Below are 24,693 nucleotides of genomic sequence, written 5' to 3'. Positions count from 1 at the left end.
AACGCGAGTCAATGTTCCGACTACGACGCCCATTGGGAGATCGGACCCTCGGTGAACTCGTCTTGCGTCATCGCCCCCGCAGCAGGCGCCATCGGGTCTGCATAACGCACACGCGGCGGCTCCCAGTCCACTTCGCGCGCAGCCGGCGGTTCCCACATCGTGCCTTGCACCATCAGGTCCAGGCGGTAGCCGACGCTGTAGACCGCATGGATCCGCAGCAGTTCACGCGATGACTCGGCGGACAGTTTGCGGCGCAGCTTGTAGATGTGCTGCTCCAGCGTGCGCTTGCACACGTCATTGGATCGGCCCCACACGCGAGCCGACAGGCTGGCGGCACTGACCACGCGGCCGGCATTCGAAAACAGCACCCAGGCAAGCGCGAACTCTCGGGCGGTCAGATTGATCTCCACGCCGTCGCGCCACACGGCTGAACTGACCGAGCACAGGGAGTACGGCCCGATCTCCATGGCCTGCTTGGCAGGTGCGGTGCGCGTGCCGACGCGTGCGCGCAGTCGCGCAACGAGCTGGTCCACCGAGCCGTCGTACTCGGCGTAGTCGGTGGCGCCGTGCAGCAGCGCCTCCGCCATGCCCAGCCCGGCCGAGCTCCCGACCACGATGACCGGCACCGCGCCGGCCATTCGCATCTCCAGCATCGCGAGCCAGTCGATGAGTTCGGTGTCTGCGTCTTCGAGCAGCACCGCCTGCACGTCCGAGCGCCTGAGCAGCTGCAGCAACCCGCCGACCGACTGCGCCGGGACCACGTCGATGCCCTGGGACCCAAGGCCCCTGGCGATGGTCAATTGTTTTGCCTTGTTAACGAACAGTGTTGCAAGCTTCACTGAAATCCCCGTTCCGACAAAGTTGATGATGGGCTCTCATGAGGGATGTGAAACGAGACTCAAAAAGTGACAGTGGTCCAGGCAAAGAAATTGCACTCTCGAGGTCCAGTCAGTGGAGTGACGAAGTGCGGCACATCGGAAACGTCCCCAGCAACCTTTGGTGACAAATCGCACAAGAAATGCGCGGTTCGGGGTTCGCACTGACTTCGTTCTGACAGAGCGGGCGGCAACAATACGGCGTAACAAGATTACCGCTGTGAACGGTTTTCTTTGTCGCGTTTCGCCAGCTCGACAGTCACGTGGTTACGGCATTTTTTCTCTCGAACTGGTTAGGCGCCAGACCTTCGCAACTTCCATTCGCCTCACCCAGAACAAGCCGTATGCGGGGTCAACTTCAGAGCATCTTTCGTGAGCACTACGCCTGGCTGCGCGACCACCTGCGCCGGCAGGCCGGCTCCGTGCACGGCGCCGAAGATGTGGCGAGCGAGGCCTTCCTGCAGTTGGCGCAGCACCGTCAGCTCGATCAGGTTCGAGAGCCGCGCGCCTTGCTCACGACCATTGCCAAACGGGTGCTGTTCGACACCTGGCGTCGGCGTGACCTGGAGCAGGCCTACCTGCAGACGCTCGCACTGGCGCCGCAACCCACCTACCCCTCGCCCGAAGAGCGTGCCCTGATCATCGAGGCGCTTCTCGCCGTTGAGGCGGCACTCGATTTGCTTCCCGTCAAAGCTCGGCGCGCTTTTCTCTACAGCCAGCTCGACGCCATGACCTACGCCGAGATTGCCAAGGAGCTGGGCGTCTCGGCCAGCATGGTTCGGCAGTACATGACGCAGGCGCTGTCGGCCATCGCGGCAGCCACCGCCTGAATACAAAAACTTTCCCGCAAGCAAGGATGACAAATCCATGGCCAGCCTAGACCCCAGCGTCGCGAAAGCAGTGGAATGGATGGTGCTGCTGCGCTCCGGCGAAGCAAGCCCCAATCAGATCGATGCCTTCAAGGCCTGGTGCGCCAGCCACCCGAGCCACGAAGCAGCCACCCAACGCATCGCGCAGGCGCTGGGCCCGTTCGAGCGGCTGGCCCAGCACGGCGTGCGTGGCGCCGTGATCCAGCAAACCATTTCGCGCGCCGGCAGGCGCGCGGTGCTGCGCTCCGCGCTCGCGTGCGCCGGCATCGGTGCCAGCGGCCTGCTCGGCCTGCAGGCCGCTCGCGAATACGACGTGCTGGCGGACCAGCGCACCGGCATCGCACAACGCCGGCAGATGCCTTTGCCCGATGGCGGCACGCTGCTGCTCGACGCCCGCACGGCCGTCGACTTGGCGCTCGACGACACGCAGAGCGCCGTGACGCTGCGCCGAGGCCGCTTGCTTGCCGATGCGACGATTCACAAGACGCTTCCGCTGCTCGTGCAGACGCCGCAAGGCCGCATACAAGGAGACGGTGCCCGGTTCGTGGCCCACGCACTCGATCGGCAGACGCGTGTGACGGTGCTCAGGGGCACCGTGGTCGCCACGACCCACGCGGGTCAGCAAGTGCAGGCCACCGAGAACCGCCAGATTCTTCTCAGCGCGTCGGTAGCGCCGCAAACACTCGCAGCGCGCGGAACCGAAGCGCTGTGGACGCAAGGCCTGGTTGCGATGGACAACGAGCCGCTCGGTGACTTGGTCGCTGCGCTGCAGCCCTATCGCACCGGCGTGCTTCGCATCGACCCGAAAGCGGCCGGAATCCGCGTGAGCGGTGTGTTCTCGCTGGACGACACCGACAGCACCTTGCGCGCGTTGGCTCAGACCCAGCCGGTGCGCATCCTCGAGCGCACAAGCTACTGGGTCACGATATCCGCCGCGTAGGCCGGCGAGGCCCTCGATCCTTGATGCGCCGCGCCTGCGCGGCTGAGTTCAGCCTCTGTGCAAAGAGCGGAAAAGAATGAACCGCAACGTGTATCGATTCCGGGACTGCGAGGTGAGCACCTCGCGCAGAGAAGTGCTGCTGCAGGGGCAACAGCAGGTGCTCGAGCCGCGCCCGTTCGACCTGCTCATCTATCTGATCGAGCAACGCCACCGCGTCGTCACCAAGGACGAGCTGCTGGCGCAGCTGTGGCAGCACGAGTTCGTTTCCGGCAGCGTGCTGGCACGCGCCGTGATGAAGGCCCGCCAGGCCATCGGCGACAACCAGGAGCCCGAGCTCATCCGCACGGTGCACCGCAAGGGCTATCGCTTCGTCGGCGAGGTAGAACAAGTCTCTGACGACGAAGCCGCGCCTCAGCCACGCAGCTTCATGGCCGTACCGGCGCTCGCCGCCGGCGTCGTCTCGGTGGCCTTGCTGCCTTTCGACAACCGCACCGGCCAGGCCGAGTTCGACTGGATCGAGCTGGGGCTGATGTCTCTCAGCGCCAAGGCCTTGAGCGCCGACGCGCGCCTGGCGATGGTGTCCACGCCCTCGCTGCTCACTGCGCTCGGCAGCCTGAGCCCACAGGCCACGCTGGAAGAGCGCGTGAGCGTCGTGCACCGGCTGCTCGGCGTGCACCATGTGGTGCACGTGGCCATCAGCCGCGACGGCGAACGGTTTCGCCTCGACTACGGCATCGACCCGAGGCCGCCGCGCGACGTCGGCAACGGGACCCTGCGGGCCGTGGAGATCACACAGCTCGGCCAGCTGTTGGCCCGCGACGTGGAAGCGGCCCTCTTCCCGGAAGACGCCACCGTCGCCGTTCCCCTCGGCTCCAGCGACCGCCTGGCCACCGAAGCCTTCGCGCGGGCCATGCAAGCGGTTGGCAGGCAAAAGTGGAAGCTCGCGGTCAACCTGCTGCAGGTGGTTCTCGACATCGGCCCCGACAACCTCGGCGCGCAGCTCGAGCGGGCACACGCCCTCGCCCACCTCGGTGACGACGAGGCCCTGCGCATGGCCGAACGCCTGCTCCACCAGACGGCAGCCACGCATGACAACCTGCTGGCCGCGATGGCTCACGATGTCATCAGCCGGTTTCACTTCTCCAGGCGGATGCTCGAACCGGCGCAGTGCCATCTCGACGAGGCGCTGCGGCTGGCCGGCGAACGGCCCCCCGCAGACTGGCTGCAACAGCTGCTGGTGCGCCTCTCGGCGATCGCCTTGCTGCGGCGCAATTTTGTGCTCGCCGGCCAGGCGCTGGATCGCCTGCAGCAACTGAGCGAGCAAGTCGGCAACCAGGTGCTGCTGACGCTGATGCACAACAACCGGGGCTTGATGGCCGCGAGGACCGGGCATCTCGTCACGGCCTGGCACCTGGCGCACCAGGCCGCCGACCTGTTGCGCCACAGCCCGCCCACCAGCACCTCCATCGCTTCATCCGTCAACCTGGCGCAGATCAGCCTGGCGATGGGTCTGCTGCAAGCTGCCGCCGAGTACGGCGAACAAGCGCTCGCTGCAGCGAAATCGCTGGGCTTCGCGGTCTGGGCCATGGTGGCAGGGGAGACCCTGTGCCGCATCTACCGCGAGATGCGCGACCACCAGAACATCGCCCGCGTCGTCGCGACCATGGAAACACTGAACGATGACCAGTTGACCGTGTGCCATGCGCATCTCATGTCAGCACGCGGCCATCTCGCCGCCGTGGCACAAGACCACGCCGCCGCGGCCGCGTGCCTGCGCGAAGCGATTGCCATCCACCGCCGCTCCGACAGCATGTTGAATCTCCACGACACGCTGCCGTGGCTCTTTGCATCGCTGGTGCAAGCCGGCCGCATCGACGACGCCGAAGCCTTGCACCGTGACATGGGCACGCCACCGGTCATCGAACGGACCCCGGAACTCGAAGCCGCTTGGCTGCACTGCCAAGCGACCGATGCCCAGCTGCGCGGTGACACCGAGACGGCGCTGGCCCGGTTGACCGAGGCCGCCGACATCGCACCGATGGGCCTCTGGCGCGCGCTCGCCTGCCTCGACGCCGCCTGGCTGCACCTGCAAGCCGACAACGTACCCGCCGCGCGGCGGACGCTGCGCGACCTCGGCCCCTGGCTGAACCAGCACCCGATGGGCATGGCCGTCGATGCGCGCTTCAAGTACGCCACCGGACAATTCGCTGCCGCCCACGAGGCGCATCAGCGCTACGCCCGCACGATTCAGACCGAGATGCCGGTCGATCATGCCGAACTGGCCACCCTCTATTCGGCAGCAGCCCGGAAGGTGCCCTCTTCCAGCCCGATACTTGCGGCTGTGCCGTTGCTCTCAACGGTGATGTGATTCCCGCCGCGTGCGGCCGACATATCAGGGCGATCGACATCTCCAAGTGAAACCTACCGTGTATCGATTCAAGGACTGCGAGGTGAGTACCACCCGCAGAGAAGTGCTGCTCAACGGGCACCCGCAGGTGCTGGAGCCGCGGCCCTTCGACCTGCTGGTCTACCTTATCGAGCAACGCCACCGCGTCGTCACCAAGGACGAGCTGCTGGAGAAGCTGTGGCAGCACGAGTTCGTCTCCGACAGCGTCGTCGCGCGCGCCGTGATGAAGGCCCGCCTGGCCATCGGCGACAACAAGGAGCCGGCGCTCATCCGCACGGTGCACCGCAGGGGCTATCACTTCGTCGGCGAGCTGGAACACGCAGCGGATGTCGAAGCCATGCCCGTCGCACCGACGTTCGCGGCCGGCACGGTCTCGGTGGCCCTGCTGCCGTTTGGCAACCGCACCGGCCAGGCCGAGTTCGACTGGATCGAGCTGGGGCTGATGTCCCTGAGTGCCAAGGCACTGAGCGCCGATGCGCGCGTCGCGATGGCGTCCACGCCTTCGCTGCTCACGGCACTCGGCAGTCTGAATTCGAAAGCCACGCTCGAAGAGCGCGTGAGCGTCGTGCACCGGCTGCTCGGTGTGCACCACGTGGTGCACGTGGCCATCAGCCGCGATGGTGAACAGTTCCGCCTTGACTACGGCATCGACCCACCGCCACCGCGCGGCGTTGGCATCGGGACCCTGCTCGACGTGGAAATCACGCAACTCGGCCATCAGCTGGCCCGCGAGGTGGCGACGGCGCTCTTTCCCGAAGACACTGCCGACGAGATCAGCTTCGACTCGAGCGACCCGCTGGCCAACCAGAGCCTGGCCCGCGCCATGCAAGCCGCCGGCGAGCAGAAGTGGAAGATCGCGGTCAACCTGCTGCAGGTCGTCCTCGACATCGACCCGGACAACATCGGCGTTCAGCTCGAACATGCGCGGGTACTCGCCCACCTTGGCGACGATGAAGCCATGCGCATCTCGGGGCGCCTGCTCATCCATGCACAGACGACCGGCGATGCGCATCTGAAGGCCATGGCTCACCATGCCATGGCGATCGCCTGCAACAGCAACGCCCAGTACGAGGCGGCCAATTACCACCTGGACGAAGCGCTGCGCCAGGCTGCTCCCTACGGACCCCACGACTGGTTCGTGCAGTCACTCATCCAGCGCGCGGGCAATGCCATGATGCAGCGCCAGTTCGAGCGGGCGTTTGCAGACCTCGACCTTGTCCGCGGCTTCCAGGAGCAAGCCGGCAACAAGGTCCATGGCATCCAGTCGAGCATCTACACCGCGCTCGCGCACACCAAGAGCGGCAACCCTCTTCAGTCGCTTCAGCTCGGGCGAAAGGCGGTCGCGCTGAGCCGCGAATACCGGCTCAACAGCCTCTTCATCGTCGGCTCGCTGAATCTTTCCCACACCTGCGCTGAAGTGGGGCTCTGGTCGGCGGCCATCGCGCATGCTGAAGAGACGTTCGCCAAGGCCCAGTCGTCCTCCGAACTGCGCTACGTCGCCGCCGCCGCCGATTCGCTCTGCTGGTTCTACCGGGAACTTCGTGCGACGCGCGAGTCGGCCCGCGTGCTGGCGAGCATGCAGGCATTCGAACCGCGACTGCCTCCGGTGCTGCAGCAGCTGCTGGTGATGGCGCGAGGCAACGACGCGGCGTCTCAGGGCCAGCATGCACGGGCGGCGAACCTCATGCGCATGACGGTGGACACGCACAAGAGCGCGCATTCCTGGCTCATCGCCCATGAGAAGCTGCCCTGGCTGGCCACCTCGCTCATCCAGTGCGGGCGCCTGCGCGAAGCCGAAGCGGTTCTGGCCGAAGCGCGCGAGCTCCCCACCTATGCCGGAGACACCGAATTGCGCGGTGGCCTGCTGCACTGCCAAGCCCAGCAAGCCCATCTGCGGGGCGACACCGAAGCGGCGCTCGCCCTGTTGACCGAGGCCGCCGACACCGCACCGATGGGCGTGTGGCGCGCCCACGCCTGCCTGGACGCGGCCTGGCTGCAGCTGGAAGGCGGCAACGTGAACGCCGCCCAGCGGCTGCTGCGCGACCTCGACCCCTGGCTCACCGAGCACCCTGCCGGCATGGCGGTGGATGCGCGCTTCAAGTTCGCCACTGGACAATTCGCTGCCGCGCACGAAGCGCAGCAGCGCTACGCGCGCACCATCCAGTGCGAGACGCCGGCCTACCGCGCCGAGCTGGCGGCCATCTACGCCGCTGCCGCGGACACGCAGCCTTCCGCCATCCCCGCGCTGCCTCTCACACCGCTGCTGCCAACGAAGATGCCGTGAGAACGGCGCACTGAACGCCCTGCCGGTGCAGTGTCATGCCGATGCGCTCTGGGCTGCCTTGGCCGCGGTGCGTGTCCACGATTCGTCGATCTCCATGAAGACCGAGTCGCTGACCTCTTCCACCTCGAGCCCTTTCTCTTCGTAGAACTGCGACAGCGCACGGAACCCGCTGGCATCGGGGCCGACGGATTCGCGGCCCATGATGGCAACGACCAACCTGGCCCGCAGGCCCGAGATGCCGGGCGGCGTCCAGTCGGTGACCAGCGACTCGAGCTGCGTGAGCGCCTGGTTGAGTGCACCGGCAGACAACATTCCAAATGCAGCGTCCCCACGCTGAAGGGCCAGCTCCAGGTGCGCCAGGTGCCGCAAGGCCAGACGCGACGGAGGAAAGCGGTCGAGCAGCTCGCTGAGCTCATGCCGCATGCGGCGCACGCGCGGCGAAGGGATTGCGTACGACCTGCCGGGCCGGTGGCGCCCGCTGCGGACGGGGCCGCTCGCGCTCTTGCGCTTGAGGTGCTGGGACAAAAGAAACTTCAAACGCAGTATCGGCTGGGCGACTGCTTGCAATGCCAATGCGCTCAGGGCCGGTTTGACTGACGAAGCGTTCATGGCACCACCCGTTACTGCTTGATCGTCCAGACGTCGGCGCCGCCGCGCAGCGTCTGCGTCGGTGTCTCGTCGAACTGGCTGCGGTAGTTGTGGACCAGCGTGGAGCGGTTCGTGATGCCCCAGCGCGACGCCACTTCCAGCACGCCCTCGCGGCCACCGTGCTCGCGCAGCTCGCCCTGGATGCGTTCCATGCGCCGCGTGCGGATCAGCTCGGCCGGCGTCATGCCCAGGTGGGCACGGAAGGCGAGCTGGAGCGCCCGTTCCGTCACGCCGACATGGGCGGCGATCTGGCGCACCGACAGGTGCTCGTCGCTGAGGTGGTCCATCACGTACTGATAAGCGCGGCGGTAGCGCAGTGGCAGGCGCCCCCGGGCCGCATCGCCCTGCCCCGCCTCCTGGGCTTGCTGCAGGAAGTTCGGCGTCCTGCCGGGTGCGGCATTGCCCTTGAGGGCTTGCACAACTTGCTGCGTGTGGTGCCGGTAGAGGCGCAGCGCATCGGCGTGCCGCCCCTGGTGCTGGTGCATCTTGGCGAGGCAGTACTGCAGCTCCTGCGCGTAACGACTGCGATGCACCTGCTGTTCGTTGAAGGTCAGCTGGGCCAGCAAGTCCGCGGCTCCGCGCAGCGCGCCACGTGCGATGAGCATCATGGCCGCCTCGATGCGGATCGGCACCTCGAAGCCGGCGGCGCGGCGGTCGCGCAACCATGACAAGCCGTCGTTGACGTGGGCGATGGCGGCCGCACCGGTGCAGTCCTTGGCCATCAACTTCTCGAGGTAGCACATGCGCAGCGCGACCAGCGGCGCAGAGGTGCCGAAGGCATTCGCCGCAGCCCTGAGCTGCTGCATCAGCACGCCGTTCGACGCGAGTTCGCCGGCGCTCTCGCTGTACACGGCGCTCAGCGCGTGGTCGTCCAGCGCCTCGCTGGCCCGCTCGTGGTGGAGCATGGCGAATTCAAGGGCGATGCAGTCCACCAGCTGGCCAATGCGGCCGTCGGGCAGCGAGCCGCTCAGGTCACGCGCTACGTCCAGTGCCTGCAACGCCGCGCGGCAGTCGCCATGGCGATGCATCGCCACCGCCGAGCCGACCATGGCTTCGATGCGCACGTCGACAGGGGCGCGGCGATCGTCGGCCACCGCGTTGAAGCATTCCACGGCGCGTGCCGGGCGGTTCAGATGCAGCAGCAGCGCGCCCTGGTCGAGCGAACCATGCCAGCGCACCGTGTGCCGCGACACGCTCTCGTAAATCTTCAGCTGGCGCTGGAACAGCTCTTCGGCTTCTTCTTCGCGGCCACAGCCCAGCATCACGCGGCCCAGCAGCTGACCCAGCAGCGCGCGCTGCTGCACCGTGTCCGCCGCGCCGGCGGAGCGCTCGATTCGGTCGCATCCCATGCGCAGGGCGCTGGAAAAGTCGCCATCCAGAACGAGCCGGGCCAGGTCGTGGTGAGCCTGGATGGCCCGCAGCGATGTCAAAGCGAGTAGAAGCATGATCTCTCCGTAAGTGCCAAGTGGTTGGCGTTTGCCGATGAGCTCATGCTAGGTTTTGAGGGCTCCGAAGTGGCTCACAAGCTTTCAGCGAAATCCTCACCAATCCTCTCTTCGTTCCTCATCAATGTGATGGAACGGGGCGGCAATCGCCCACGCCAAATTCGGCGTCAGAACGCAAGAAGGCCCGCACCGTCAGCAGACGGCGCGGGCCTTCTCGAGGAAGCTTGGAAAAAGTGTCAGCCAGCCAGTTGCGCGACCTTGGCACCCGCATCCTTGATGGTCTTGGCCATGGCTTCGACCATGCTTTTGTTCATGGCTTGGATGCCCGTGGCGATCTGGAACTCCATGTTCATTCTGTTCATCGCGGCCATGTCGTTGATGGCGGACTTGCCGTCGGTGGAAGCTGCATTCCCCCCTTCCTTGCGGATGTCAGAGCCAAGATCCTGCAGGTTGAGGTTGTTGCTGCGCGGGGGGAGGCTGGCGTGTTCCGAAGTGCGAGTGGAAATGCCCTCGGGAACCTGTTGCTTGCTGGGGTGGGGCGTGGACGTCGGCACATCAGACGCCGGCACGTGCGAATCAAAATCTATCAGGTTGATATTCGGGCCGGAACCGACGTTGTTCTTGAATGACATAGGGACTCCTAGAGGTGGGACAGTTGATGCGACGGCGTGCGCCTTGACAGCCGTCAGGTTGGCGCCCGCAGTTCCAGACTAAGCGCGTGAAACTCTGACCTCATGCGCTGCGCGAAACGACATGAGGATTTGCGAAGTGCGAAGAGGTCAGGAGAACGTGAAGGCCGTTTTGTCGGAGGCCCACAGGCCCTGCTGCCACAGCGCCACGAAGGCCGAGAGCGTGGCCTGCGTCTCGTTCACCGAACCGGTCAACAGGGCACGCACCACGACCTTGGCACCCACGTAGCGTGCAAGCTGCTCGGCCGGGCGCGTGAGTTCGAGCCCCGGCTCGGTCAACACATAGCGCGCGACGCAGCGCGACTCCGCCTGCAGGGTCTTGCTCACCAGGCTGATCTCCGACTCCAGCAGATCGGGGCCGATCAACGCCGAACGCTGTTTCACATAGGCCACGAAACGGGGCGACTCCGTCATCACGACGATGCCGTGATACGCCGCAGACGTCGGTCGTGCCGTGCCCGCCTCGAAGAAGCGCGAGGTGTCGACGACGAGGCGCTCGCTGCGCAGGTCGAAGAACACCGGCAAGGCTTCGGGCTCGCCCAGCAAGTCAGCGGTGGCATCGGTCATCAACCGGCGGTAGGTGCGCGCGTCGACATAGGCGTGGTCGAACCGGCCGTGGAGGAAGAGGTCCACCTCGGGACTGAAAAGCACACCGCGGCCCAGCAGCTGTTGTTCGAGCCTGAACTGCAGCGCCTGCACTGCAAGGTAACGCGCCGTCAGCAGCGTGTCCTCGCTGTTGAGTGAACCGCTGGCGGGCTTCCACACCGTGCCCATGCCGGCGTTGAGTGCGTTCAAGCCATCGGTTGGCAGCGCGCTGTCTGCCCCAGCAATCGGCGGATACAGCAGCGAATGGCGTGTCAGCAGGGGCGCCATCCGTTCGGTGGGTTTCGCCGCGGGTGCTGAGAACCCAGGCTCGGCAAAGAAGTGCGCATGAGATGGCATGGCGATCGGCTCCGTTCATCCAGTGATGCAAATACGGACGAAGGATCGGCGTTCACACGGCATCGAGCCGCGCTCCAGGCGAAACGCCAGCGCGGCCGGCGAAGCAGCGGCTGCTCAGCGGTGCGCAGGCAGCAGGTAGCCGAGCCAGGCCACAGCCATGCGCGCCACACCGGGACAGGCGCGCCACGCCAGCCCGCAGGCTTGCAGCAGCAAACGGCCACGGCTCACCGCGCCACAGCGCACGTCGTGAGCGCACAAGGCGAACACCAGCCGCGCCATGTCGATGCCGAGGTAGCACGTGGCGAGCGCCAGGCTGCCGATGCGTCGCAAGTAGTCCACCCGGCTCGCACGCAACAGATCGGTGGTGACGTGCCGATGGGCCAGTTCCTCTTCGCAATGCCAGCGCCACAGCCGGCTCTCGCGGCAGGGTGATGCCGTCAACCATACCGGGCCGCGCAGCACCTCGGCCGACAGCACAGCGGTCAGGTGCTCGAAGGCAGCCGACAAGGCCAGTCGTGTTCGCAGGTCCAGCGGAGCGAGTTCACGCACGGCCGACTCGATGCGTTGCTCCAGCGCCTGCGACGGCACGCCACTGCGCGCGAGCCCGTCGTTGTAGAGCCGGTGTGCGCGCTGATGCGACAGCTCTTCACGCACGAACCGTTCGGCGTGTGAGCGTAGGCCGGCCTCTGCCTGCGGCGACGCCGCCAGCCAGTCCGACGCGGCCTGGATCACGAAGGCTTCACCGCAGGGCAGCAAGAGCGAGAGCGCGTCGAACAGGCGCGTGCGAAATGCATCGCCGTTCCACGGCGCCGCGCGGGCCGCACCGTCGATGTCCAGGCCCGCCGCGGTCATATCAACGCCGTGATGAAACGAGACATGCGCTGCAGCAGCGGCAGCGGCAGGCGGCGCCACAGCGGCCACAGGCGCGCAAGTGGAATCCGCCCGCGCAACACCACACCGTAGTCGAGCGACGCTTCATGCGGAAAGTAGCCCGGCCGCACCGCCACGATCTCGCGAAAGCCCCTGCGGTGGTAGTAACGCAGCTGCGGGTCCTGCGGCAACCCACCGCGCCGCGCTCGCGCGTAGTGCTCGACCGCGAGCTGGTGCTCCCACTGCAGCGCGCGCTTCAGGCCAGGAATCGGAGAGCCGAGGTAGATGTCGCGCCAGCCCTGCTTGAGCGCGCAGGGCCAGAAGAACCCGATCAAGCTCCACGCAGCCTTGGGGTCGACGCTGGTCAGGCTGATGCCGAAGAGGCTGCGTGTGCGGGGCGCATCCACATCGGCGTCAATGCCGCGGGCGCAGTCTTTCCAGCTGCGCGCCTGCGCAATCTGTTCGCGCCGCGCGGGCTTCATGAAGAGCGAGGCGAGCGCTTCTCCCGTGGCACGGCAGAACGCACCGACGCACAGCCCGGGATAGGCCTCGATGCGGCGCAGCAGCTCGGCCGCGTCGGCGGCCTGCCCCTCAGTCCATTGGCGGTGCTCGAGCCGCAGCAAGGCCGGGATGTCATCGGGGCGAAGAAAGCGGGCAACGAGCGCACACGCAGGAGCGGAAGAGGAGCCAAGAGCAGCAGACATGGCCCGCCATGCTGGCAGTGCATGCACGTTTTGCGAACTGAGATTTCCGTCGATCGACATGCGCCCGCATCATCTTGAGCACACGTGACAGCGCCGTGAAAGCCCGCGAATGGCTGCGGCCACGCTTCACACAATTTCACCCCAAGGGCTGTGGGCCAAGGGTTGCAAATAAGAATGACTCTTATCTACAATCTTCGTGAGTGAGGCGCTTGCACGGCCACCGGCGTGAGCCGGAATCGCGTACCGGACCCCGGTCCAGCGACAACCAGCAAGCCCACCGCTCCCGCATCCGCCAGCGATTCGCCAGCACCGTGCATCCTTTGAAAGGACGACAGCATCGTGCTGCGCAATCTCGCGCTGATTTCCGCCGCGCTTCCAATCCGTCATGCCGCCGCGCACGCGACAGCGCTGCCACGGCCGAGCTGCGCCACCCTCCTCGATGAGGCCGGCGCACACGTGCGCCGTGCCGCCGGGCAAGTCATGCCCTTGCATGCGGCTCATGCCCAGCGCGTGAAGCGCAGCCGTGCCGTCGGCAAGGCCCATGGCCGGAGCCCACCGCAGCGCACGGGCTGAGTTTCACCAGCCCTTTCCCGTCCCCATTCCAACCGCAACCCGAGGAGGTCTCTCCGTGTCATCCGCCATGCGCCGCCGCGCCCGCTCCGTCTTTCGCCCCATTGCGCTGGCCGCGCCGCTCTTCGTTGCGCTGCACGCGCGCGCCGCCCAGGAGGCCGGCACCGAGCCGCCCACCGACACCGTGCTGCCTGCAGTGAAGGTGAAGGCCAACCCCGACCGCGCCACCGAGGGCACCGGCAGCTACACCACGCGCTCGACCAGCACCGCGACCAAGCTCGACCTCACGCTGCGTGAAACACCGCAGTCGATCAGCGTGGTGCCGCGCACGCTGATGGACGACTTCTCGCTGAACAACGTCAACGACGTGCTTGCTGGCGTGACGGGTGTGAACGTGGAGCGCGTCGAACCCGACCGCACCTACTTCTCGGTGCGCGGCTTCGAGGTGTCGAACTTCCAGATCGACAGCGTCGGCCTGCCTTTCGCCACCGGCGATCAGATCGGCAACCTCGACACCGCGCTGTACGACCGCGTGGAGGTGCTGCGCGGCGCGAACGGGCTGATGTCGTCGACCGGCAACCCCTCGGCCACCGTCAACTTCGTGCGCAAGCGGCCGACCGCCGAATTTGCAGCCAGTGCCGCGCTGAGCTTCGGCTCGTGGAACACGCGCCGCCTGGATGCCGACGTGTCGGGCGCACTCAACGAAGCGGGCACCGTGCGCGGCCGCTTCACCGCCGCCGCGCAGAAGGGCGACTCCTATCTCGACCGCTACTCGCTCGAGAAACACCTGTTCTCCGGCATCGTCGACATCGACCTCGCGGCGGGCAGCACGCTCACCCTCGGCCACTCGGAGCAGCACAACCGGCCCAACGGCGTGATGTGGGGCGCGCTGCCGATGTTCTACAGCGACGGCACACCGACGAACTACCCCACCTCGGCCAACTCCGCACCGAGCTGGACGTACTGGGACTCCGACGACACGCAGACCTTTGCCGAACTGAACCAGCGCCTGGGCGGCGAGTGGCGCGCCAAGGCCGTGCTCACGCGGCGCGTGCTGGAGTCGGACTCCGAGCTGTTCTTCGTGATCGGCCAGCCCGACGCCACCACAGGCGCCGGCCTCACGAGCTGGCCCTCGAAGTACGGCAGCAAGGAGACTCAGTGGGTCGCCGACGCCAGCGTCACCGGTCCCTTCACGCTCGGCGGACGGCGCCACGAACTGGTGCTCGGCGCCAACTGGGGCAAGAGCGAGAACGCGCTGCGCTCGACCGACGATGGATCAGACGCACTCACCGAGAACGACATGCTCAACGGCAACGCCCCGCGGCCGGCCTTCGACACCGGCATCACCGGCTCGGCCGGTTTCGACAACCGCCGCACCACGCTGTATGCGGTCTCGCGCTTCAACGTCACCGACGCCTTGAAGCTCGTCACCGGCGCCAACGTCACGCGCTCGAGCAGCAGCGGCTTGCAATACCTCGTCTCGCACGACTACCGCTCGACCAAAGCGACGCCTTATGTCGGCACCACCCTGGCGCTCGACGGCCACCACTCGCTGTATGCGAGCTACGGCGGCATCTACAACCCGCAGTACCAGATCGATGAGAACGGCAAGGTGCTCGACCCGATCAAGGGCAGCAACACCGAGCTGGGCGTGAAGGGTGAGTGGATGGACGGCCGGCTCAATGGCTCGTTCGCGGTGTTCCGCGTCAAGCAAGACAACCTGGCCGAGGCTGACCGCTTCGTCGCCGGGATAGGAACCGTCTACCGCAGCGTCGACGCCACCTCCACCGGCTTCGAACTCGACATCGGCGGCATGCTGGCGCCCGGCTGGGAGCTGAACGGCGGTTACACGCAGATGCGCATCGAGGGGGCGGACGGCAGCGCGGTGCGCACCTACGTGCCGCGCAAGACCCTGCGTCTGACCACGAGCTACAAGGTGCCCGCACTGAAGGCGCTCAAGCTCGGCACCAGCGTCAAGTGGCAGAGCGACTACGAGCGCACGGACATTGCCACCGACAGGACCGTCACACCGCCCATATCGAGTGAAGTCCCGACGCGCCAGGCCGCCTATGCGCTGCTAGACATAGCGGCAACCTACGAGTTCACACGCCAGCTCAGCCTAACGGCCAAGGTCGAGAATGTGACCGACAAGCGCTACCTGAACAGCCTGATGTGGCCCGGACAGACCTTTTATGGCGCACCGCGCAATGCATCGCTTGCTCTGAAATGGACGTACTGACGTCAGCCGACGAACTCGGCGAGGTCTTCGCCAAGCACCGCGCGCAACTACGGCGCGCGGCGCAGCGCATCCTCGGCGATGCACACCTCGCCGAGGACCTGGTGCAGGACGCTTACCTGCGCGCCAAGGAGACGGCATGTGCGCAGGGGGCGGTGGCGCATCCGCTCTCGTACGTGCACCGCCTGGTGCGCAACCTGGCGATCGACCGGTACCGCCGCAGCGCGCTCGAGTCGGAGCTCTTCGAGTGCGAAGACAGCGGCGCGCAAGTGGCGGCGCCGGCGGCCCACACGCCCGAGGCCATGGCCATCGACCGCCAGGAACTCGCGCTCATGACGCGGGCACTGGCCGAGCTGCCCGAGCGCCTGCGCCGCGTGTTCAACCTCTACCGGCTCGAAGGCCGCACGCAACGCGAGATCGGCGCCGAACTCGGCCTGTCCGCCGCGACCGTGAACACCCTGATTCGAGAGGCGCTCGAGCGCTGCCGCGCTGCACTGCGCGGGTGAATGCCGCACTGCCGCCTGCCTCGCGCATGACCCGAGCCGAGTGAAGCGCGGAAGCGTCCCAAGTTCGGGTCAGCTCTCGCTCTTCACCTCATCCCTCGCCGCATCCTTCAATCGTTCGATTCGTTCGGCCAGCGGCCGCTTCGGGCAGGTGTTGCAACGCTCGGCATCGCGGCGGCGAAAGTGCAGGCAGCAGACCTTGTGCTCCAGAGCCATCGCCTCGGTGCCCGACGCCGCGCGGTACGCGAGAAAGCCGCTCTCGCCAGGCAGACCCAGCGCGGCCAGCCATTGCGCGCCCATCTCGCGCGTGTGTGCCGACGACCACTGCCGCTGCCGCCGCACCGCGAGCACGGCGGCGAGAGCGCAGTCCGCGCAGGTGCGCCGCGCCGCCTTGGCATGCAGCTGCGCGTGCGCCTGCCACGCCGGCAGCAACCGTTCGATGCCCGCGGCGATCTGCATCGCGCCGAAGCGCATTCGCCCGGCCTCATCGCTGCGCAGCGGCTCGTGCGTGCCGATCCGATAGCCGCTGACCTCACCGTCGTCCACGACGAGCGACAAGCAATCGAGGTCCGGCTGCGCGTCGCCCAGATGCGCGGCAATCACCGCCACGTAGATCGGCTGCCAGACCAGCAGCCCCCAGCCGCGCAGCGCCGCGTAGTGTGGCCCGGCCTCGGGGTAGCGGGACGCCCAGAAGTGCTGCACGGCTGAAAGCCCAGTGCCGGCATGCCATGGCGCAGCCGCGTCGCTGGTCGCGACACGGCCGTCCAGACCCGGCACCACGCGCGCGGCCTCGGCCACCAGCGCGCGCAATGCCTCGCTCACACGACCGGGGCGACGGCACGCGCCCGCGCTGCGCTTTGCGCTGGGCGAAACGCCGCGATCGGGTTGGTCAGGTGGCCGGCCATCTTCAGGCTCGATGCCGGGTCTGCGATGTTCACCATCTGCTGGTTGTTGGCCAGCTGCAGCCGGTTCAGGCACGAGTGCAAGAACTCCGGGGCGAACATGTCGTGCGCCTCGAACTTGGCGCGGTACTGCGGGTGTGTGTCCTGGTAGTCGGTCACGCACTCGGCCACCAGTCGCCAGAACGTGGTTTCGTCGCAGGTGTCGCTGTCCACCAGGGTCTGGCTCAGGAAGCGGAAGAACCCATCGAACACGTCGATGAAGATGGCCAGCAGCTTGTAGTCGGCGGGCACGTCGACCGCAAGGCGCTTGATGTTCTCGGGCAGCTGCGCGTTCTTGTCGAGGATGGCCGACTCCTCGGCGATGTCCTTCATGATGGCGCGCACCGGCACGTGTTGGTCCAACACGAGGATGAGGTTCTCGCCGTGCGGCATGAACACCAGGTCGTGTGCGTAGAAGCAGTGCAGCAGCGGCGACAGGTAGGCGCGCAGGTAGCGGCGCAGCCATTCCTCCGCACCCAGGCCCGAGCGCTTCACCAGCACCGGCAGGAGCGCCTGGCCATCGCGGTCCACGTGCAGCAGCGCGGCCATGGTCATCAGCCGCTCGCCCTGCTGCACGCGGGCCAGCGGGCTTTCTCGCCACAGGCAAGAGAGCATCTTCTTGTACGGGCTGTCGGTGGCGATGGCCGCCTCGTAGTAGCGGTTGCGAAAGCCGATGGACGCCACCTCGCGCAGGATCGAGAAGCCCCGCTCGCGCAGATAACCGTCGCCCTCGACGAGCGCGTTGATCCACTCGTTGATGGCCGGCGTGCCCGACATGTAGTACGGCGACAGGCCGCGCATGAAGCCCATGTTCAAAATCGCCAGCGAGGTCTTCACGTAATGGCGCTTCTGGTGGCCGACGTTGAAGTAGGTGCGGATCGACTGCTGCGCCTGATAGTGGTCTTCGCTGTAGCCGAGGCACACGATGTCGCGCTGCGCGACGTGGCTGGCGAACGCGATCGACAACTTGTTGAACCATTGCCACGGATGCGTGGGCATGAAGAGGTAATCCGCCTCGCCCAGCCCCAGGCGCTGCAGTTCGGCGGCGAAGCGCGTGCGCGCCGCGGTGCCGATCTCCTGCGCGATCAGCGCGTCATAGCTCAGCGTGGAGAGGCTTGCGAAGGTGGCGCAGCTGCGCCGCACGGCGAGCCAGACGATGCGGAAGGTGGTGCCGGCCTCGGGCGCGTAGGCGCGGTAGTCCTCGGCGTCGAAACCCAGGCGGCCGTTGTTCGCGACGAAGCCGGGGTGGCCTTCCATCATCGCGTGCTCGAAGGTCTGGAAGTCCGCATCGGCCAGCGCGTCGCTGCCCGGGTTCTCCTTGTGGTGCTTGAAGGCCGCGCCGTAGAGCGTGCTGCTGATTTCGTCCAGGTACACCGGCAAGAGCTCGGGGCGGATGCCGAGCACCTCCTTGAAGTCGATCACGAAGGTGAGCGCGTCCAGCTCATGCGCGGTGTCGTCCACGAAGCGGCCGATCGATGCCGCGTCGATGCGCCAATGGCGGAGCGACATGGTCTGCGCGTCGAAGCGGTACTCCGCGCCCTGCCCCGCGGTGAGCGAATAGCGTTGCCAGCCGGGGCGCAGTGCGGCGCCCACGGCCTGCGGCACGAGCAGCAACTCGTGCGAGAACTCGGCAATCGCCTTGCGCACGAGCAGGCGGTTCACCTTGGCCCACACCTGCGGGTCCAGGTGCGAGGCGGCGACGGTGGGGTCTGTGAGCTTCATTCGGCAATTTCCTCTCGGTGGGTCTGATCTGCTTGGATCCGACTTGCTTGGGTCTGATAAAAGCTCTCGCGCGTGCAGAACGCGAGGGCGGCGAGTTTCTCGGCCAGTTGCACCTGGCCCGCATAGGCAAAACCCATCTCGCGGTTGAGCACGTGCACCTTGTCGTTGCGTGCGTCGGGCTCCACCACCACGCGGCGCGCATGCAGCCGCTCGAAGATGAATCGCATCAGCGCGCGGAACACGCAACGCGTGAAGCCACGCGACGGCACTGTCGGCGGGCCGACGAAGAAATGCATGCCCACGTCACCGGGGCGCACCGGGTAGTGCCGCCCGAGCGGGTCGTGCGCGGGGTCGTAGCACTCCAGCAGAAAGGCCGGCTGCCCATGCCACACGCCGGTGTAGGCCATCGCGTGGCCGCTGTTCACGAGCGCTGCATAAACCGCGTGCACCTCGCGCTGAGCCTTGTGCTGCATGCCCCAGAAGCTCGCGTAGTCCATCGCGAACCAGCGGTGCATCACCGTAATGTCGGCATCGAGATCGAGTGCGCGGATGCACAGCCCCTCGCTCGAGAAGGGCCGGCGCTCGAGGTCGCAGGCGGTGAAGTCAACCGGCATGGGTGGCCTCCAGGGGGATGGCGCGGGCGGGCGCCGTGGATGTGAGCCGGTCCAGTCCGAGCAGCAGCCGGTCGAGCACGGCGACGACGGCCAGGCCGACGGCGGCGATGGCAAAGGTGAGCGCGATGCCATGGCGCTCCACCAGCGCGCCGGCCGCGAACGATGACAGCAGCACGCCCAGGTTCTGGAAGAAGTTGAAGACGCTGAAGTCGCGTGCATAAGAAGGCGGTGTGCTGAAGCGGAACAGCAGCACCTCGAACTTCACGATCAGCTGGAACAGCGACCAGCCGTAGAGCACGCGGCCAGCCAGGATCGACCATTCGGCCGGCACGGCCYGCAGCATCAGCCCCGCGGTGCCCAGCAGCAGGTTGGCCAGCACGTGATCGTGCAGCCGGCCGCTGCGACCGCGCGCATGCTGGTTCACGAACAGCGCCACCAGCGCGACCGCGCCGGGAATCGCGAACACCGCGCCGCTTACCAGCTGCTCGCTCGAACCCGACACCTGCTCCCAGTAGCGCGAGAAGAACGGGCGGACCAGGTAGGCGCTGAAGTCGATCAGCATCACCAGCCCGCACAGCTGCAGGATGCGCCGCAGGGCGCCCGGCGCGCGCGCCGGTGCCGGTGCGGCGGCGTCGGCTGCCACCACGCGCACCACGCGTCCGCTGCGGATGAGCCATGCGCACACGGCCATCTGTGCAAAGTCGCCGGCGGCCATCAAGCCGAGGCACGCCGCGGGGCCGAAGCGCTGCAGCACGAAGCCGCCCACCACCGCGCCGAAGATGCCGCCGAGGTGCACCACCACCGACAGCAGGCCGATCGTGTGGGCGTGCGTGTCGGGCGTCTGCATGCGCATCAGGTAGGGATACATGAGCAGGTAGCTGCTCTTGCACATGAACATCAGCATCGACAGCACCCAGTAGACGAACACGCTGTCGGCAAACCAGCTCAGCAGGCACAGCACGCCTGCCGCAGCCTGCGTGAAGAGCAGCAGGTGCATGGTCTCCACGCGACGCGCCACGCGCGCCCACAGCGGCAGCGTGCACATCACCGCGATCGAGATCGCCGCGATGTACGCGCCGACGTGGAACGCACTCGTCACGCCGTAGCGCCGCTCGAAAAAGTGTGGGTAGAAGGCGATCAGGATGGCGTCGCTTACCACCGCGAATGCGGACATCGCGACGATGGCCGGGCGCAGGCCGCTCACGATGACCACCCCTCGCCCGACGAGTACGTCGTGCGGTCCCCCAAGGAGACACGGGCCGGCTTGGGAGCGGCCCGGCGCACGGCCCGCCATGATGCGATCAACCGATCTCTCACGCCATCACCTCCACGAAAGCACCGTCCGCACGCGGCGCAAAGTCCTGCAGCGTGGTCTGCGTCTCGATCGGGTAGTACTCGACACCGGTCAGCGCACGGATGATGCAGGCGTTGCGATGGCAGGCCAGGCCGAGATCGGGGTTGGTCACGCCATGGCTGTGGCAGCCGGCGTTTTGCACGAAGATCTCGCGGCCCTCCACGTCGACGGCATAGTTGCGCTGCTGGTGGTAGCGGCCCGCGTCGTCCCAGGCGATGCGGTGGTGGATGCCTTCCACGAAGCCCGGCACCCGCGGCGCATAGCCAGTGGCGAACACGAGGCCGTCGGCCTGGTGACGGTAGCGGCTCCCCTGCTCGGTGTGCACGAACTCCAGCTCGTGGCCCCCGCCGCTGCGGCGGCATGCACGCAACTCCATGTTGGGCAGCAGCCGCGTGCGGCCGCGAAGCTCGTCGCGGCGCTCGTCGAGCAACTCATAAAGCGTGTTGATGAGTTCGCCGTTGATGCCGTTGTAGACGCTCTTCTGTTCGCGCACGACGCGCTCCTTGGCCAGCTCGGGCAGGCCGTGGAAGTGATCGGCATAGTCGGGCGAGATCAGCTCCAGCACGAGCTTGGCGTTCTCCATCTGGAAGAAGCGCGACGAGCGCGTCACCCAGTTCAGGCTGTAGCCATGCTGGTCGATGTCTTGCAGCAGGTCGCGGTAGATCTCCGCAGCGCTTTGGCCGCTGCCGACGACGGTGATGGAGCGCCTGCGTTGCAGTTCGTCCTTGTGATGCAGGTAGTCGGCGCTGTGCAGATAGGGGCCCTCGCCTTCAGCACAGCACGATGGCAGCCGCGGCGAGGCGCCGACGCCGAGCACCAGCCGGCGCGCAGCGTGCTCGAAGGGCCGGCCGGTGCGCAAGTCGCGACCCGACACGAAGTACAGCCCGTGCTCCGCATCGTGCGCGATGGCCGTCACCTCATGCTGAAAGCGCACGCTGTCGAGCTGTGCCGCGGCCCATTGGCAATAGCGGTTGTATTCGTTGCGCGTGAGATAGAAGTTCTCGCGCACGTAGCACGAGTAGATGCGGCCTTGCTGCTTGCAGTAGTTGAGGTAGCTGAAGCGGCTGGTCGGATCGGCCAGTGTCACCAGGTCGGCCAGGAAAGGGTTCTGCAGCGTGCAGCGGTCCATCAGCATGCCGGGGTGCCACGCGAACTGGCTGCCGCGCTCGAGGAACAGGCCGCCGTGTTCTTTCAGCGGCGCCATCAGGCAGGCCAGGCTCAGGTTGAACGGACCCAAGCCGACCGCGACGAAGTCGTAGACGTGCATCGATTCTTCTCTCCCGTTGCGGCACGCGCGTTGCGTGTGCTCAGGAGAGAAGACGGATCAGGCAAGCCCCTGTTCAGCGATGGCCCACCCGCAAAAAGGGTGATGGGCTGCAAGCGAATGACACGTCGGGATGAGCGAGACGCTCGTCGCGCACTTTCTTCTGCGGCGCTTCCTTCAGCGGGTGCGATCGGCCTGCGCTTGCGTCCCCAAGGGGTCGCGCCATCGCTTCGACTCGTCGCGCTGCGCCATGCTGTGAATCACTGTTTGCGCACGCTCCACCAGACTGGCATGACCCTGTGGGTCTGCCGAAGCCAGCGCAGGCTGATCCTTCAGCACGGCCAGCGCGCGCTGCAGCACATCGACACGGATGTTCTGGTCAAGACCGATGCTTTGTATCTCGGCGAGCGCCGCTTGGACTCTTGGCGCGTCGCCACCCGGCAACGTATCGGCTGCACCTTGCAGGCTGGCCGCCAACGCGGGCAGCTCGTTCTGCGCGGCATGCGCCGCTCGCAGCGATTGCGCCTGCCTGTTGTCGCGCCAGCGATCGAGCGAGGCACCCAGGTTGTACGCACCGCCTCGCAGGGCTTCCCTCGATGCCTGCCAAACGAAGTCGTTGGTGGCGCTCTGGGCTGCCTGCTGCAGCAGGTAAGCGCCTGATTGCGGCGATTCACCGGGCAGCGGAGCCGCTGCGCCGTTGCGAAGAAGCTGAGCCACCAGCGGCCCGGTGGCTGTCGACAGCACGCTGGCAAACACGTTCGACACCACGGTCCGCGCCAGATCGCCGATACGCGCCTGCACCGCCTCGCGCGACGGAATGCGCGAGCCGCTGCTGCGCCAAGGTCCGAGGGCGAAATGCGCGGTCAGCGAGACCGTCTCTTTCGTCACCTGCCAGGCATGGCCCGGCAGGCCGCGATAGTCGGCGAGCCCCGCAGGACGCACGTTCGAGTCGGCCACCCGGGTCGCGAAGAGGTTGACACGTTGCTTGCCGCCGACGAGGTTGTCCACATCGGCCCAGGCCGCCGACTTGGCCAGGCCCAGGCCCAGCTTGGCGCTGGCTCCGCCCAGGCCGGAGGCCCACATCGAATGGCCGAGCACTGGCAGAGGCCGGAGCAGCGCCTCCTTCGACAGGATGGCGCGCCGCAGCACGTTGGCTCCACCGGCCAGCATGGGCTGGGCGAGCAGGCCCCACTGCTTGGCTTCGAGCATCTCCTGCACATCGGTGAGCAGCTTGCGCCGCGTCTCGGTCTTGTCCTTGAGGGCCGCCATGCTGGGCGTACCCTGCCCGCCCGGCGCATCCGCCTGCAGCGCGCCGGACTCATCGTGCAGCGGGCGCCAGAATTCCTTGCGCCCCTGCACCATGCGCAGTTGCACCGGTGCCGGGTCCGGCACCAGGGCCTTCAGGTCCACCGGCTTGAACTCCGGGAAGTTGGCCAGCCGGGCGCGCCGGTCCATCGCCGACAGCAGCGCCGTGTCGACGGCGTAGGCCGTGCACGCGCCCGCCACACCGCCCGCCAGCGACGGGTCGTAGTTGTTGTTGAGTTCACCCGCATTGAGCCTCTGGCCGCTGGCATCGGTGCCCGCGGAGCGAGGCCCGACGAGCGTGGCCACCGCATTGCGCAAGGGCGAGCGCGACATCGACGAGATGAACTGCCGCACGCCGTCGTACAGCGCCGGCAGCGCGGCCTCGCCGAACGCGATGCTGCGGTTGCGGTTGAGCGCATACCCGCCAGCGCCGAAAGCCTTCTCGCGCGACTCCAGCACCTTCGCAGCCCAGGGGATGTATTCCACCTGCATCGCCATCTGAGCGGTCCGTGCTTCGCCCTCGGGCGCATGGAATTCGAAGGCGTCGAGGGCATCCGAGATGCGCTCGAGAGGCGTTTCCGCGGGCGCGATGTTCAGCTCGACGTCGGGTGACGCAATGCGGTTCGGACTGAGGTCGAATCGGTCCGATCGGCCGAACAGCTTCGCCGGAGGCAACAAGGTCTCGACGTCGCCGGCGAAACGCGCCGACGAGGTCGTCGCGGACAAGGTGGGCCCGGCGCCTCGCCGGATGCTCGACTCATCGAAGCCACGCGCCGACTGAGAGTGGACCTGCCGCCGCGGCATGTCCGGCAAGGTCTGTAACTCGTGCGACGGCCCCGCCGTCTCTGAAGACACCATCGACGACTCTTCCGGTGCCGATGGCCGCACGACTAGCGACGGGTTTGAGACGGGCAACACCATGATCTTCAGGCCTCTCTGTGATCAATGAGCGATTCGGTCTGCGGACGGCGTCATGGCTTCGTCGCTCATCAGTGCATGCAGCACTGCGATGCCGACCCCGTTGGCAAGATCGAGGGCTGTCGCCGCATCGAGTGGGTCGTCGATCCAGGCCAGGGAGCTGAGCTGCAGCAGTCCCTCGCCCGACGTGCCGAGATACCAGCCCAGCTCGCTGAGCACCAGCGACTGAAGCGACAGCAGGCGATGCACTTCCGGGCCAGCCAGCTCCTGTGCAGACATCGGCAGCAATGCCTCGGGGCGCACGGCCGGCTCGCCGAGCAACAGGTGGAGCCGGCACGCCAGGCCGGCCGGCCCGGTGAAAAAACGCGGCGCAGCCAGCGACGCGCCATCGGACGGGAGCATGCCGAGATGCACGGCAAGCTGCGAAAGAAAGTCGGTCTGGGCCGACGTCATCAGTGGCGCAGCGAGGGCGGCGGCCGCATCGGCTCGCCCAGCTGCGACGGGGACTTGGTTCATTCAATGACTCCTTTTCGGATAGAGGCAAGCCTAAGGACGCCCGCAGCGGGCGATGTAGGGCCGCACGCAGCAATCGC

General features: G+C 66.9%; 21 protein-coding genes. 7 read left to right on the top strand and 14 right to left on the bottom strand.

The genetic code is table 11. From position 1 onward, the window contains the following. Positions 1 to 20: 20 nt before the first annotated feature. Positions 21 to 800, bottom strand: coding sequence for a winged helix-turn-helix transcriptional regulator (locus AC1DYS_RS21235; RefSeq protein WP_477902828.1), 780 nt, complete (start codon positions 798 to 800; stop codon positions 21 to 23). A gap of 419 nt (positions 801 to 1,219) precedes the next feature. Here AC1DYS_RS21235 and AC1DYS_RS21230 point away from each other — a divergent pair, with 419 nt between their 5' ends. From AC1DYS_RS21230 to AC1DYS_RS21215, 4 genes are all read left to right on the top strand, one after another. Beyond that, positions 1,220 to 1,705 (top strand): sigma-70 family RNA polymerase sigma factor, encoded by a 486-nt coding sequence (locus tag AC1DYS_RS21230; RefSeq protein WP_477902826.1) that lies wholly within the window; start codon positions 1,220 to 1,222, stop codon positions 1,703 to 1,705. Positions 1,706 to 1,742: 37 nt separating this feature from the next. Continuing rightward, positions 1,743 to 2,684, top strand: a complete 942-nt coding sequence (locus AC1DYS_RS21225) for a FecR domain-containing protein (protein ID WP_477902824.1) — start codon at positions 1,743 to 1,745, stop codon at positions 2,682 to 2,684. A gap of 76 nt (positions 2,685 to 2,760) precedes the next feature. Beyond that, positions 2,761 to 5,052: a winged helix-turn-helix domain-containing protein gene (locus AC1DYS_RS21220; protein WP_477902822.1), complete on the top strand. Its 2,292-nt coding sequence runs from the start codon at positions 2,761 to 2,763 to the stop codon at positions 5,050 to 5,052. Between the two features lie 82 nt (positions 5,053 to 5,134). Continuing rightward, positions 5,135 to 7,375 (top strand): winged helix-turn-helix domain-containing protein, encoded by a 2,241-nt coding sequence (locus tag AC1DYS_RS21215; protein WP_477902820.1) that lies wholly within the window; start codon positions 5,135 to 5,137, stop codon positions 7,373 to 7,375. 33 nt (positions 7,376 to 7,408) lie between these two features. On the opposite strand, the gene AC1DYS_RS21210 is transcribed toward AC1DYS_RS21215, so the two are convergent. The 6 genes from AC1DYS_RS21210 to AC1DYS_RS21185 all read right to left on the bottom strand — a co-directional run bounded on the left by AC1DYS_RS21210 (position 7,409) and on the right by AC1DYS_RS21185 (position 12,673). Beyond that, complete coding sequence (locus tag AC1DYS_RS21210) at positions 7,409 to 7,984, bottom strand: hypothetical protein (RefSeq protein ID WP_477902818.1); 576 nt, start codon at positions 7,982 to 7,984, stop codon at positions 7,409 to 7,411. An 11-nt stretch (positions 7,985 to 7,995) separates the two neighbouring features. Continuing rightward, positions 7,996 to 9,468: a helix-turn-helix transcriptional regulator gene (locus tag AC1DYS_RS21205; RefSeq protein WP_477902816.1), complete on the bottom strand. Its 1,473-nt coding sequence runs from the start codon at positions 9,466 to 9,468 to the stop codon at positions 7,996 to 7,998. 236 nt (positions 9,469 to 9,704) lie between these two features. Further along, complete coding sequence (locus AC1DYS_RS21200; RefSeq protein ID WP_477902814.1) at positions 9,705 to 10,100, bottom strand: hypothetical protein; 396 nt, start codon at positions 10,098 to 10,100, stop codon at positions 9,705 to 9,707. A 147-nt stretch (positions 10,101 to 10,247) separates the two neighbouring features. Beyond that, positions 10,248 to 11,099, bottom strand: coding sequence for a hypothetical protein (locus AC1DYS_RS21195; RefSeq protein ID WP_477902812.1), 852 nt, complete (start codon positions 11,097 to 11,099; stop codon positions 10,248 to 10,250). Between the two features lie 114 nt (positions 11,100 to 11,213). Beyond that, entirely contained in the window at positions 11,214 to 11,951 is a 738-nt protein-coding gene (locus AC1DYS_RS21190) for a metal-dependent hydrolase (RefSeq protein WP_477902810.1), read from the bottom strand. Beyond that, complete coding sequence (locus tag AC1DYS_RS21185) at positions 11,948 to 12,673, bottom strand: hypothetical protein (RefSeq protein WP_477902808.1); 726 nt, start codon at positions 12,671 to 12,673, stop codon at positions 11,948 to 11,950. The genes AC1DYS_RS21190 and AC1DYS_RS21185 overlap by 4 nt, the downstream gene beginning before the upstream one ends. A gap of 339 nt (positions 12,674 to 13,012) precedes the next feature. On the opposite strand from AC1DYS_RS21185, the gene AC1DYS_RS21180 reads away from it, so the two are divergent. The 3 genes from AC1DYS_RS21180 to AC1DYS_RS21170 are packed head-to-tail and all read left to right on the top strand — an operon-like array spanning position 13,013 to position 15,985. Then, on the top strand, positions 13,013 to 13,246 hold the full coding sequence (locus AC1DYS_RS21180) for a hypothetical protein (protein ID WP_477902806.1): 234 nt from the start codon (positions 13,013 to 13,015) through the stop codon (positions 13,244 to 13,246). Positions 13,247 to 13,301: 55 nt separating this feature from the next. Beyond that, complete coding sequence (locus tag AC1DYS_RS21175; protein ID WP_477902804.1) at positions 13,302 to 15,482, top strand: TonB-dependent siderophore receptor; 2,181 nt, start codon at positions 13,302 to 13,304, stop codon at positions 15,480 to 15,482. Next, entirely contained in the window at positions 15,470 to 15,985 is a 516-nt protein-coding gene (locus AC1DYS_RS21170) for a sigma-70 family RNA polymerase sigma factor (protein ID WP_477902802.1), read from the top strand. The genes AC1DYS_RS21175 and AC1DYS_RS21170 overlap by 13 nt, the downstream gene beginning before the upstream one ends. A 69-nt stretch (positions 15,986 to 16,054) precedes the next feature. On the opposite strand, the gene AC1DYS_RS21165 is transcribed toward AC1DYS_RS21170, so the two are convergent. The 7 genes from AC1DYS_RS21165 to AC1DYS_RS21135 form a co-directional block, all read right to left on the bottom strand. Next, positions 16,055 to 16,792: a siderophore ferric iron reductase gene (locus AC1DYS_RS21165; RefSeq protein WP_477902800.1), complete on the bottom strand. Its 738-nt coding sequence runs from the start codon at positions 16,790 to 16,792 to the stop codon at positions 16,055 to 16,057. Between the two features lie 8 nt (positions 16,793 to 16,800). After that, a complete protein-coding gene (locus AC1DYS_RS21160; protein ID WP_477902798.1) occupies positions 16,801 to 18,645 on the bottom strand; it encodes an IucA/IucC family protein in 1,845 nt (614 codons plus the stop codon). Then, entirely contained in the window at positions 18,642 to 19,259 is a 618-nt protein-coding gene (locus AC1DYS_RS21155; RefSeq protein WP_477902797.1) for a GNAT family N-acetyltransferase, read from the bottom strand. The genes AC1DYS_RS21160 and AC1DYS_RS21155 overlap by 4 nt, the downstream gene beginning before the upstream one ends. Beyond that, entirely contained in the window at positions 19,249 to 20,463 is a 1,215-nt protein-coding gene (locus tag AC1DYS_RS21150; RefSeq protein ID WP_477902795.1) for an MFS transporter, read from the bottom strand. The genes AC1DYS_RS21155 and AC1DYS_RS21150 overlap by 11 nt, the downstream gene beginning before the upstream one ends. Before the next feature lie 109 nt (positions 20,464 to 20,572). Then, positions 20,573 to 21,880, bottom strand: a complete 1,308-nt coding sequence (locus AC1DYS_RS21145; protein WP_477902793.1) for a lysine N(6)-hydroxylase/L-ornithine N(5)-oxygenase family protein — start codon at positions 21,878 to 21,880, stop codon at positions 20,573 to 20,575. A gap of 174 nt (positions 21,881 to 22,054) precedes the next feature. Then, a complete protein-coding gene (xopF, locus tag AC1DYS_RS21140) occupies positions 22,055 to 24,040 on the bottom strand; it encodes a XopF/Hpa4 family type III secretion system effector (RefSeq protein ID WP_477902791.1) in 1,986 nt (661 codons plus the stop codon). 84 nt (positions 24,041 to 24,124) lie between these two features. Further along, complete coding sequence (locus AC1DYS_RS21135) at positions 24,125 to 24,553, bottom strand: hypothetical protein (RefSeq protein ID WP_477902789.1); 429 nt, start codon at positions 24,551 to 24,553, stop codon at positions 24,125 to 24,127. Between the last annotated feature and the right edge of the window lie 140 nt (positions 24,554 to 24,693).

Source organism: Rhizobacter sp. P2_G4, from assembly GCF_056403575.1.
The sequence above is the reverse complement of the archived record's forward strand: the minus strand, read 5'-3'. Positions and strand labels throughout refer to the sequence as shown.